Origin of the sequence: Paenibacillus sp. 8b26, assembly GCF_050626875.1 — a bacterium.
Classification (GTDB): Bacteria; Bacillota; Bacilli; order Paenibacillales; family Paenibacillaceae; genus Paenibacillus.
Map to the genome: position 1 here is coordinate 3546395 of NZ_CP192445.1, position 12536 is coordinate 3558930.

General features: G+C 48.6%; 8 protein-coding genes. 5 read left to right on the forward strand and 3 right to left on the reverse strand.

The annotated features are described in order from the left end of the window. Positions 1–29 precede the first annotated feature (29 nt). Both ACQ4MX_RS16320 and ACQ4MX_RS16325 read right to left on the reverse strand, forming a co-directional pair. Positions 30–860 carry a carbohydrate ABC transporter permease gene (locus tag ACQ4MX_RS16320; RefSeq protein WP_044644238.1) on the reverse strand — a complete coding sequence of 277 codons (831 nt, stop codon included), beginning with the start codon at positions 858–860 and terminating at the stop codon, positions 30–32. After that, positions 860–1756 carry a carbohydrate ABC transporter permease gene (locus tag ACQ4MX_RS16325; RefSeq protein ID WP_082067081.1) on the reverse strand — a complete coding sequence of 299 codons (897 nt, stop codon included), beginning with the start codon at positions 1754–1756 and terminating at the stop codon, positions 860–862. Before ACQ4MX_RS16325 ends, ACQ4MX_RS16320 begins: the two co-directional genes overlap by 1 nt. Before the next feature lie 190 nt (positions 1757–1946). Between ACQ4MX_RS16325 and ACQ4MX_RS16330 the strand changes: the two genes are divergently transcribed. From ACQ4MX_RS16330 to ACQ4MX_RS16350, 5 genes are all read left to right on the forward strand, one after another. Beyond that, complete coding sequence (locus ACQ4MX_RS16330) at positions 1947–3740, forward strand: cache domain-containing sensor histidine kinase (protein WP_431091355.1); 1794 nt, start codon at positions 1947–1949, stop codon at positions 3738–3740. Continuing rightward, positions 3733–5394, forward strand: coding sequence for a response regulator transcription factor (locus ACQ4MX_RS16335; RefSeq protein ID WP_431085987.1), 1662 nt, complete (start codon positions 3733–3735; stop codon positions 5392–5394). The genes ACQ4MX_RS16330 and ACQ4MX_RS16335 overlap by 8 nt, the downstream gene beginning before the upstream one ends. A 106-nt stretch (positions 5395–5500) precedes the next feature. Next, complete coding sequence (locus tag ACQ4MX_RS16340; RefSeq protein WP_192511031.1) at positions 5501–6805, forward strand: ABC transporter substrate-binding protein; 1305 nt, start codon at positions 5501–5503, stop codon at positions 6803–6805. 324 nt (positions 6806–7129) lie between these two features. Next, positions 7130–8158 (forward strand): NADH:flavin oxidoreductase/NADH oxidase, encoded by a 1029-nt coding sequence (locus ACQ4MX_RS16345; protein ID WP_431085989.1) that lies wholly within the window; start codon positions 7130–7132, stop codon positions 8156–8158. Between the two features lie 450 nt (positions 8159–8608). Beyond that, a complete protein-coding gene (locus tag ACQ4MX_RS16350) occupies positions 8609–8722 on the forward strand; it encodes a putative holin-like toxin (protein WP_010347020.1) in 114 nt (37 codons plus the stop codon). Between the two features lie 166 nt (positions 8723–8888). On the opposite strand, the gene ACQ4MX_RS16355 is transcribed toward ACQ4MX_RS16350, so the two are convergent. Then, on the reverse strand, positions 8889–12482 hold the full coding sequence (locus ACQ4MX_RS16355; RefSeq protein ID WP_431085992.1) for a family 14 glycosylhydrolase: 3594 nt from the start codon (positions 12480–12482) through the stop codon (positions 8889–8891). Positions 12483–12536 lie beyond the last annotated feature (54 nt).

Consider the following 12536-nt stretch of genomic DNA (forward strand, 5'->3'; position numbering starts at 1 on the left):
TAAATTCGCCTGGAATCACCATTTTGAACTTAGCCTTTGACCGCTCCAGCGACAACGCCTTTGACGATGTATTTTTGCAGGAAAATAAATACGACGATGGAAGGCAGCACAGCCATCACCATGGCTGTCATGGCATACTGCCAGTCAGACGTATACTGTCCGACGAAGGTATAGGCCGCCAGCGTAAGCGTTTTGGTGCTGGGTGAACCGTTAACCATGAGCAGGGGCAGCAGAAAATCGTTCCAAATCCACATCACGTCGATGATCACAATAGTGGCGGTGACCGATTTCAGCAAGGGGAAAATCACCGAAAAGAAAAGCCGGAAGCCTGAGGCTCCGTCGATTTTGGCGCTTTCGTCAATCTCGTTGGGAATCCCTTTGACAAACCCGTGATAGATAAACACCGCCAGCGGTGCGCCGAAGCCCCAATACAACAGGCCAAGTCCCCAGGTACTGTCCGCCAGATGCAGGTCTTTCGCGAGTCGCAAGACAGTCAGCATAATGGACTGAAACGGGATCAACATTGGCATAATGCACAGCATGTAGATGGCGGAACTCCATTTGCTCTTCGTCCGTGCCAGCTTATAGGCGGCAATGGAGGATACCAGTACGATACCTGCCAGCCCGACCACGGTAATGATCGTGTTATTCAGAAATAAGCGTGGATAGTTAATGAATTTCCATACATATACGTAGTTATCCAGCGAAAGATGCTTGGGCAGCGCAATGACGTCGGTCATGACCTCAGCGAAGCTTTTGAACGAATTGTTAATGGCGAGAAACAGCGGATACAAAAATAACAGCGATAATACAATCATGCCCGCTTCCAGCAAAATACGTCCCATACGTCTGCGTTGCATCAGGCTTCAACCTCCCTGCGTTTGAAAATAGACAATTGGATGATCGTAATGATCAGCACTGCGACGAATAATAACAACGCTTTGGCTGTTCCATAGCCGTACAGATTGTTCTGAAACGTGTCCCGATAAATATCATACGCAATACTGTATGTTGTACCTCCCGGCCCGCCGCCAGTCAGGGATAGAATGACGTCGAACACCTTGATCGAGTTGGTCAGTGCCATGAAGACCGAGATCGTAATGGAAGGTGCCAGCAAGGGTAACGTAATACTAAAGAATCTCCGAATCGGCCCCGCTCCGTCCACAATAGCGGCTTCCTTCAGATCCTCCGGTACGGACTGCAAGCCTGCAATGTAAATGACCATATAAAAGCCAATGGATTGCCAGATAGATACCGCCAAAATGGAAATAAACGCGAGCCCTTCTTGCCCTAGCCAACTGAGCTGGAAGATGCCCCAGCCTGTGCTGTTTCCCAGTGACTCAAAGCCCTGCATAAAGATAAACTTCCAGATAAATCCGACAATCACGAGACTGAGGATATAAGGGATAAAGAAAGCCGCCCGCAGCCACGCCGAGCTTTTCAGCTTCATGTCGAGGACGAGCGCCAGCAAGATAGCCAGCACGTTCACCAGCACAATGTACAGAATGGCATATTTGACCGTAAACCAGGCCGCATGTGCAAAGTTGGCGTCTCCGAGCAGGATTTGTTTGAAATTATCCAGGCCTACAAATTTCGGATGCTTGGATATTCCATTCCACTTGGTCAGGGAATAGCGTATTGTCATCAAAAACGGAATATAAAATGCAATCGTAATGCACAGGATGACGGGCAGTGTGAACAAGCCAAACTCCAATTTACTGCCCTTATCGCCCCGGCTTCCCCTTTTTTTCAGCATAACGCACCTCTTTTTCTCAACATTTTCCGATCTTTCGTTCCAAGCCGTTTGAGATATAATGAAAGTATAGGATAGCCCCTGGGGCCGGACCAATGGATTTAAGAAAACAGTTGAGGGTAAAAATGTGTACGCTTTCAAAAGGGGCGATTTTATCGTGATACCAGAGCGAGCAGGTGTAGTTCTCAGATCCATGTGGAGACGAATAACGCAAAAATTGGTGAACAAGCTTATTTTGCTTTTTACCTCGGTGATCATTCTGGTGGTAGGCTCGCTGACGATTATCTCCTATCAGATGATTGAAAGGGAGTCGGTGAGTCATAGCATTGCCAGCACAACGAATAATCTGCTGCTGGTTAATCAGAACCTGGAGGATTATCTGGTTGGGATGCAGCAGTTGGCCCTGCCGCAGCTTCGTTATAACGATATTATGAACGCGATTGCGAATGAAAATCGGGACTATGCTTCCCGAATGGTCATTGAAAATTACTTGCGCAGCATGTTTTATTCCCGCAGTGATCTGGAAGCTATTTATCTGTACGTGGCAGATCGCCATCAATATTATGTGGTGACCCGGGAGACGTACAATATTACGGTGCGCCAAGGGATGAACACGGATATTCCCAAGCTGCCCTGGTATAAGGAGGCGCTGGCGAGCACGGCCAACGAATCGTTCCAATCCTTTGTGGGTTCCCGCTCGGATATGGGGTATGTGGCGCCACAGGCCAGCTTTATGGCGTACCATCGGGTGCTGAGGTCGATTGCATCTCGTCACCCGCAGGCGGTGTTGTCCTTTTATTACAATACGAGCGCTGTGGACGATATCATGAAGAACATTCCACTCGGCAAAGGGGATCATCTCATGCTGCTAAGTCCTAAACGTATTCCCTTTTACGTGGACAGCCTTCCGTTATACGAGCGAATGCGGGACTCGGGGGTGCTGGAACAGATTGGACAGGGAGGGAGCGGACGAGTAACATGGTCGGACAGTAGCGGCAGCCAGGAGTATCTGGTCGTGTATGATGCCGGGAAAAAAGAAGGCTGGCGGCTCGTCAAGCCGATCCCATACCGTCAAATTTACGAAGCGGCTACGACGACACGAAATTGGAGCTACGTGATCGGGATATTGTTTTTAGGGGTGTCTATTATTTTGGTAACGCTGACCTCGAATGCCATTACCAGTCCCTTACACAAGCTGTCCACCCAGATGAAGCGGTTTAGTACCGGGGACTTCGGGGCAACGGCCCTTGTGAAGGGCCATGACGAGATTGCGTATTTGTCGCTGCATTTTAACGAAATGGTCCAAAGAACCGAAGAATTAATTAATGAGCGTTATCGAATGAAGCTGGTCGAGAAAAACGCCATACTCAAGGCGCTGGAGGCTGAAATTAACCCCCATTTTCTGTACAATGCGCTGCAAGCCATATCCACACAGGCATTAAAGCGTGAGATGTTCGATATGGCGGATATGGTCGATGCGTTGGCCCAAACCCTGCGGTATTCCATCAACGGCAAGGATATCGTGGTTGCCCGCGAAGAACTCCAGCATATTGAACGTTATATGGGATTGCAAAAAGCAAGATTCGGGACAAGACTTCGAATCGAGCTGGAGTGGGAGGACACGCTGATGGAGCTGCGAATCCCGAGGTTGTCCGTGCAGACGTTGGTGGAAAATTCAATCAAGCATGCGCTGGAAAAGGTCTCAAGCGATATTCTGATTGTCATTTCAGCCGAATCCAGCTCTACAGATGCCACGATTACTGTACGGGACAACGGCCCGGGAATCTCGGAGGATAAGCTGAGACAGGTGCTGGATTCGTTCGAAGAGAAGTGGGAGGAACGGGAGAGTGAGCATATCGGCCTAAAAAATCTGAATACACGATTGAAGCTGCTGTATGGAGATCAGGCGGGACTATCCATACATACGGATGATACGGGAACAGAAATCCAAATGCGCATCCCCCAGGGAGGAAGTAGTCATGTATAACGTATTGATCATTGACGATGAGGAGCCGCTACGCGAAGCTATTCGTATTGTCGGAGACTGGAATAACCTCGGCATCGGGCAGGTGTTTGAGGCGACGAATGGCAGACTTGGACTGGAGCTGCTGCAACGTTACCCAATAGACGTGGTCATGGTGGATATGAAAATGCCGGAGTTGAACGGTATCGAATTTCTTCGTGCCATCGAGAAGGTGTATCCTAATCTGCTGACGATTGTCATTAGTGGCTATGACGATTTTGAATTTACACGGCAAGCGATTCAATCCCGGGTAGTGGATTATTTGCTCAAGCCGATTAATCGGCAGGAATTGAATCAGGCGCTGCGCAAGGCGGTAGATATATTGGAGAGCCGCAAGCAGAGCGAAAGCAAATTCATTAGTCAGAACATTACGCTGAACATGTCACTGCCGAAGCTAAAGGAGAAGCTGTATTTATCTATTCTGGACGGTAGCTTTAAAAGGCAGGCGAATGCGGCGTTACTCCCCATGATCGGTGCAGATCAACCGGGGAACCGCTTTGGGGTGATCGTGCTGCGGTTGCTAAACAGGGACGAGGTCCGCATGACACGTTTTCACGGGGAGACGGATCTGATGGATTTTGCCGTGACGAACGTGTTGGCTCAGACTTCGGATGAACGATTGAGCTGTTTTAGTTTTCCTCATCCGAGACGGGAGCGCGAGGTCGTTTCGATTTGCACATTGTCTCCGGGGCAGGAACAACATATGCCTCTTCTGCTGGCACAAGTGACACAGAAGGCGGTGACGAATCTGCATGGATTGTTTGGCATGGTGGTAGCTGCCGGTGTGGGTAAGCCTTGTACGGACATACTGGAACTGGCATCTGTTTATACGGATGTCAAGGCGCATATCCACAGCACGGACGTATTGAAGCTGACAGGAACATCGGTCATACATGTCGCGCCCCGGCAGGGAATGATGCCAGAAGAAGTGTCGTGGACGGATCGGCTGCTGTTGATCCAGAAGGATGCCCAGACAGGCCAGGCAAATCGAGCAAAGGTACTACTAAACGACCTGCTGAAGCAGTTGGCATCTGGCCCTGCTTTTCGTTTACAGGATGCAGATCGGATGATGGGCGAGCTTCATTTTTTACTGAGAGAAGCGGCTACGGAGCCGGGTGCTTTCCTATCTGTATCTGCATCTGTGTCTGAGCCGGAGGGGGCTTCGGGGGAACAGAGAAAAAGCGTGGCTGAGGGCGATATTGCTGCGGACTTTACGGACTATGCCCAGTATGGACAGCGGCTGCATCGGATGCTGGAGCTTTACATTGCCGGGGTTCAGCATGCTCAAGGGGGGAGTCAGCCCTTTGATATTACGGAGATCAAACGGCATATTGACCGATATTACTTTGAAGATATCAAAATTTCATTTTTTGCCGAAACGTATTTTTTAAGTCGGGAGTACTTGATGAAGCTGTTCAAGCAGCAGTTTGGTTACGGGATTCACGAATATGTGCAGAAGGTCCGAATGGGCAAGGCGAAGGAGCTGCTGGGCGATTCCAGCCTGAAAATTCAGGAGATTTCCGATATGCTGGGCTACAAGGACAAGAATTATTTCAGTAAGGCTTTTCGTAATTATTATCAGGTGTCACCGTCGGAGTATCGTGTGAGCTTGCAATAAACCACTTTTTTACCCTTAATGCTTCACTAATCTGCCTTTTTAAATCGGACTATATTTTTTAGAATGAGCGCATGGACGTTGATCACGAATAAATGGGGGAGTATCCATGTTAAAGAAAATGATGGCGTTATCCGGCAGTTTGCTTTTGACGGTCGGTTTGTTGAGCGGATGCGGAAGCAGCGGCGACTCAGATGCGGCGAAAGGGAATGCTGGCGGCAAAGAAGAATTGAAAACGGTTACAATAAATATGTTCACAGCCTCACCGGAGTATACCGATGCTTTTAACGCGTATATCGAAGAGTATAAGAAGGTCAAGCCAAATGTGAAGATCAATCTGGAAATTATGCAGGCGGACTATAACACCATTCTCAAATCCAAAATTGCCTCAGGCAGCACGCCGGATGTATTCCAGACCACGGCCGGAGGCGACATCGACACGTATGCTGATTATAGCGCCGATCTGACGAATGAGCCGCTGGCAGCAGCTATGACGGATGCCGTTCGAGCGAATATGAGCTCCAGTGACGGTAAAGTGTTGGGCTTCCCGGTGAAGGGGAATTTGTTTGCGCTAATTTACAACAAGGATTTACTCACCAAGGCCGGTGTAACCTCCCCACCGAAGACGATTGCAGAGATGCAGGACGCAGTCACCAAGCTTGAGGCGAAGGGCATCACTCCATTTGCGAATGCATATAAAGAGTGGTGGGTATGGAAGCACATCTTCCAGCATTATGTGGATGCTGCTGCACAGGATGCAGGTGTAGAGCCGAAGCAGCTCGTTAATGATTTTATTGCAGGCAAAGCAAAAATCAAGGACTACCCGGTGCTGTACAACAATTTCTTTAGCTTCATTGATTTGACGGTGAAGCATGGCACGGATAAGCCGCTGGAACGGGACAGCAATGCGGAAGTGAGTGATTTTGCATCCGGTAAAGCTGCGTTTATGACAGGTAAAGGCGCATGGGATGAGGAAGCGATCAAGAAGATTAATCCTGACCTCAAGATTGGCATCATGGGCTATCCGGTAAGTGACAAGGCTGATCAATCCGTCATCATTACTGGTGCTGACCAAGCGCTGCGTATTAACAAGGATTCGGAAGTAGCCAAGGAGACGATTGAATTTTTTAACTGGCTATACACTTCGGAATACGGTAAGAACTGGTTCTCCCAGGTAGCGAAGGTGATTCCTCCAATTAAGGATGCACCGCTTCCTGATCTGGAAATGCCTAAGGAAATGGAAAGCATTTTGAAAACGTCGAAGTCCGGTGATCTGTCTGTCAACTACTCACTGGATACGTTTCATCAAAAGTTTGGCGAGCTGATGCAGGCTTATATCAGCGGCAACATGAACAAGGATCAGGCAGTTGCTGAGATTGAGAAGGCATGGGTGCAATTAGGTTCAGCACAATAAGGCTGGTTTCGCAAAGGCGTCCGTAAGGGCGTCTTTTTGTGTTATAGCTAGGAAGCCGAGAGGGTGTGGACAAAAAAATATTTAATAATATTTAAATATTTACTTGCAAAAAGTTATTGAGTTGTGGATAATAGATTGTGTGCAATATATCTACGACATACGACATACGACATACATAATGACTGCAAGTTGCAAATGTGAGAGATACCCCGTTTGGGGAATCTCTTTATTCCGTTTGGACTATGCCGAATATGATTATAATAGACCGTGTAATTTGGGACGTATTTCCATTTATGTGGCAAGAATAAAAAGGAGATGAACGTTTTGACGAATTCGTTGTTTACACCGTACACACTGAAAGATTTGGAATTAAAAAACCGTGTGGTGATGGCACCGATGTGCCAATACTCGGTCACGGCTAAGGACGGGATTCCGAACGATTGGCATCATGTTCACTACCTGAGCCGAGCTATTGGAGGCACGGGTCTGATTATTATAGAAATGACGGACGTAGAGCCGGATGGACGGATTACAGATTATGATCTGGGCCTTTGGTCAGATGAGCATATCCCGGCTTATAAGAAGCTGGTGGACGGCATTCATGCGCACGGGTCCAAGGTAGGCATCCAGATTGCTCATGCAGGCCGTAAAGCTGAGGATGCAGCAGAGCCAGTGGCTCCTTCGGCAATTGCATACCCGGATGCGAATTATAAACAGCCACGCGAACTTACCACGGAGGAAGTCCGTGGCATGGTGCAAAAATTCGCAGACGCTGCCCGGCGTGCGGTTCAAGCGGGCGTGGATACGATCGAACTTCACGGGGCACATGGTTACTTGATTCACCAATTCCATTCGCCAGTCACGAACAAGCGTAACGACGAGTACGGTCAGGAGCTATCCCGTTTTGGCGTTGAAGTCATTCAGGCTGTACGCAAGGAAATGCCTGCGGGCATGCCGTTATTTTTCCGCATCAGCGCGGTCGAATACGTAGATGGCGGATACGATGTGGATCATACGATTGAGCTGAGCCGGGCGTATCAGGCTGCGGGCGTAGACGTGATCCATGTGAGCACGGGCGGAGAAGGCCCTGCGGGAGCCAGAAAGCCGGGCAACTATCCGGGCTATCAAGTGCCATTTGCACGCCAAATTCGCGAGGCGCTGAACATCCCGGTAGTCGCCGTCGGCGCACTGGATGATCCAGCCTTGGCGCAGTCCGTTATCGGCAATGAGGATGCCGATCTGGTCGCCGTGGGGCGCGGATTGCTGCGCGATCCATATTGGGCGACTCATGCAGCGGTGACATTGCGCGGCGAGAAGCCTTCCATACCTGAACAATATCAACGTGGCTACTGAGGCCTAAGTAATCCCACGTTGTTTATATATAAACAGGGCACCTGCAACGAAGTGTACGCTTCGTCGCAGGTGCCTGTTTTGTTTTATGGACAGATGGTACAGTGTAAGCAATCTTACACGTAGTAGTGGTTATATTTTGTATACTTGTATTATTTAGTGATTAGGAGGTTCAAAAGTGGAATATATTATTGAAACAAAAAAGCTCCGTAAGCAGTTTTATGAAGAAGCTACAATCTAAAGTGATATCCCACAACAACTAAGAATTCATAGTCCGATTGAGAATACAGCTGCATTAAATAAACAGTTAATAGATCATCATTTTCCAGTCTATGAGATACACACCTCCAAACAGACGCTAGAGGAGTACTTTTTGTCTCTCATTTCAGGAGAGGGTGGGCGAATGGCTTAGGTGGGCGGTCGGCTAAGTCTCCCGGAAGGGAGGTGATGCCTGTGGAGGTTAAAGATGCTCTGACATTAATGATGATGTTCGGCACGCTATTAGTAGCGTTGATCGGGTTAATCGTTACGATTGTTATTGCGTTGAACCAAAACAAAAAGAAATAGACCGCTCTCGAGAAGGGGCTCGGTCTATTTCTAATAGCTAACCTTTTTCAGCCGACCGCTCTTCAAAGCGGCTGTTGCCAAGAGTAGGGATGTTACCAGCATCCTTGCTCTTTTTTAGTATATCCTTCTATCATTTATTTTAGCACAATTGAATAATCGATGTAACTCATTTGGTGAAAACTTTAACTTCCTTTGGAGCGAGGGTCACGGTGATTGAACCGTTGTTAATCTGAATGGAGTCGTTGCTTAATTGGTTGGTCAGGCGAGTGCCGTTGGACAGATTGTCGAAGTTGCCAATCGTGCGGGTTTGACTGTTCCAAGAATTGTTGATAAGTACAATGGCCTCGTCGCCATTTTTAGAGCGCTGGAAGCTGTAAAAGGAGTCGTCCGCCCATTTTTCCTTTTGGCTGCCGTTTTGCAGAGCGGGGTGGCTGTTGCGCACACGGTTCAGCTTAGCGATGTACTGATACAGATCATGATTGGCGTTAAACACAACGTTTTCCCGGTTGGCAGGATCATCTCCGCCACTAAAGCCTTGCTCGGTGCCTTGATAGATGATAGGAATCCCGCGTGAGGTCAAAGTAAAGCCCAAGGCTGCCTTGAGCTGAGGCCATTTGTCATAGTTAGCACCCGGTTTGCCAGAGGCGTCATTCAGGAAACGTTTTACATCATGATTGTCGATAAATACGCCGTTGGTCTGAGCATCGCGATAGTGACGATCATCTGAGTAGCGTTCCTTGATTTTCCTCATAGATTGATCGTGTCCGAACACATCCTTGATTGTATAATACATCGGAAAATCCAGTGCGGCATCGAGATACCGGGTGTAATCACCCACATAAGCAGGATCGCCACTGTAAATTTCACCGAGGGTGAAGGTATTGGCGGCCTGGTCAAAATCCTTCAAAAAGCCTTTTGGTACATGCTTGGCGGTGTCCACTCGCAGTCCGTCGATGCCCGACTCGTTCAGCAGCCATTTGATCCAGTTTTTGAGTTCATTCGCTGTATCTGGGTTGTCCTGATTCAGGTCGTCCAATCCGGCAACGTCACCATTTTCGATTTTCCACTGATTGTTTGAGTTGTAATCCGCATCTGTAATGTCGCCATTGTGATGATACCAATTTGCTTTATCAAAAGGAGCCTTGGCGAAGCCGTTCCCCGGTTGGAAATCACCTGTGTGATTCACGACTACGTCCAGCATCACAGCGATATTTTTGTCGTGTGCCTTACCGACCAGCTCTTTGAACTTGTCCATTGTACCGAGATGCCCGTCTACCGCATAAAAATCATACGTATGATAGCCGTGATAAGCGAATTCGCTCTTTTGCATCGTTACCGGAGTAATCCAGATGGCGGTAAACCCCATATTTTTAATGTAGTCGAGTTGGTTAATAATACCTTGAAAATCGCCACCATGCCACTTGCGCTGATCGCTGTTGTTGGAATTGAAGCCACCGTAATTATCGTTGGATGGATCTCCGTTGCTGAATCGGTCTGTCATGATAAAATAAATGCTCTGTTTGCTCCAGTCTGTGTTGAGGGGAGTGGGCTTGGAGAGGGTACCCAGATCTATAGGAGTGAAGGCGCCCGAAGGCGCCTCCGTTTGAATAGTTACTTCAACTCCGTTAGAGTTGGGTGTGTAGGTAGAAGTCCCTACGTTTAAGGATACACCCGAAAGTGCCCCTGTTTGGATAAGTCCTGCAAATTCGTTGAGGTTGGTTGTGTAGGTAGAAGTCCCTACGCTGAGGACGCCCCCCGAAGGCGCCCCCGTTCGGATAGATCCTGCAGCCCCGTTAGAGCCGGGTGTGTAGGTAGAAATTCCAGTGCTGAAAAGGTAGTTTTTCGTGTTGTTGCTGTCCCAGCTGTTATTGCCGTCGTTAAAAGCGGCTTCCAATTGGGAGGCAGAACCGATATCGACGGTAATTTTGGCATAGCCGCTAATCTCGACGTCCTGCATTTTCACACCAGGCGCAGCAGTCCAGCTTCCGCCGGCAGGGCGATAGTGAATGTAAGGCGAGTTAAAGCCTTTTTTGTAGTATACCGTTACCTTGTTAGTTGTACCGCCGCCATCCCCGGGAATCGTGCCCGATGGAGCGCCTGATGTGATAGTTCCCGCATTGCCGCTGTTACCGGGCGTGTAAGTAGAAGTGCCCGTGCTAAAGGAGTAGTTTTTGGTGTTGTTACTGTCCCAGTTGTTATTGCCGTCGTTAAAAGCAGCTTCCAATTGGGAGGCAGAACCGATATCGACGGTAATTTTGGCATAGCCGCTAATTTCGGCATCCTGCATTTTCACACCAGGCGCAGCAGTCCAGCTTCCGCCAGCCGGACGGTAGTGAATGTAAGGTGAGTTGAAGCCTTTTTTGTAGTATATAGTTACTTTGTTGCCTGTACCCCCGTCATTATCGCCAGGCTTGGCCTTGCTGATAATATACTGTTTGAATCCATTCATTTCACCAGTTGGTGAGCCGTCGCTGTTGACGAGATTGTTGAGGCGTAAAAGTGTAAAGCCGTGATAACCGAACTTCGTGATTTTCTCCTCGATTTTTTGGAAGCCGCTGCCGCCAGTCGGGAGTGCATTCTCACCATTCAGGCGAACACCCTTGGCATTAGCGATCGAGGAGACGGTATCTACTAATGTGGACGGCAAGGAATAATTCGGTGCTGTGCCACTGTCGTTCATCTCCAGTGCAGTAAAGGTCAAATCCAGATCCGCATCTTTGAACTTCTCGATGAGACGGTTGTAATCATAATATCCACCTGCTTGCTCTGTGCTGTGAGGCATGGCAGGATTGTTCATCTGCCAGTGCAGACCGGAAATCTTGGCTCCGATACGGACACCGAACACGGAATCGAAGTTTTTGTGTGCAGCAGCTCCGATGACGCCCAGATGCTTCTCAAGCACGCTTTGGTACCACGACAGGAAATCCTTCCCATACGCGGAATTATACCCATCGTTCGTGTAAAATCCGCCCCCGTCGGTTGGAGGATTAATTTGGCTAAGGCTGCTTAGCTTGGTACCCCAAGCCGCATTAATCTTGTCCAATGATCCATACTTTTCATTCATGGCCGTGCGGAACGCATTTTTGGCTGTTTCGGTGTAGGCTTGGAATTTGCCCCGTGCAGGATAGCTCCATCCCGCTGCCGGATAGTATGAAGGATACCGCAATTCTCCTGAGGGCCCACCGCTTAAATAAATTTTGGGGATAATGCTTTTGTAGCTAGCAAATGTTTGAGCAAATGAGGCATACAGCTCGTCATATTGTTTGCCAGTTCCGCTCCATAATGGGGAAAGGGCTTCGTTATTCACATAGCCGCTTTCGTCCTTGAACTGCATTTCATCTGCACTGCCCTTGCTCGACAGCCAGCTTGGCAGCGGGATGTTGCAATCATCGCCCACATTTCCGCCGCACTTGTGCGTAGAAATGATGGGAACCCACTTCAGACCTACCTCTTTTACAGCGTCTGCATAGGTCTTGTAATAGCTCCAATCGAACTGGTTATCTCCTGCACTCTCCACATAGCCCCACCAGACATCGGTGGTGATGGCATACACGCCGTTACTTTTCAGCGTTTGCAGTTGCTTTTTGAATGCGCCCCAGTCATTGATTTTCGCCAGCGGTCCCATAACGGAAGCCTGAAAATCATCAGCAACCGCGGCGCTTGCCGTATTGGAGGGTGAGCCAATGAAGGCGGTCAAAGACAGCACAAGGCTTAATAGAATCAGGCACCCTTTGTTCCATAGACTTCGATACAAGGTCAAAGCGATCATCCTCCCCAAAGCATAGTCTATTTCGACAACATTCTGTAAACGTTT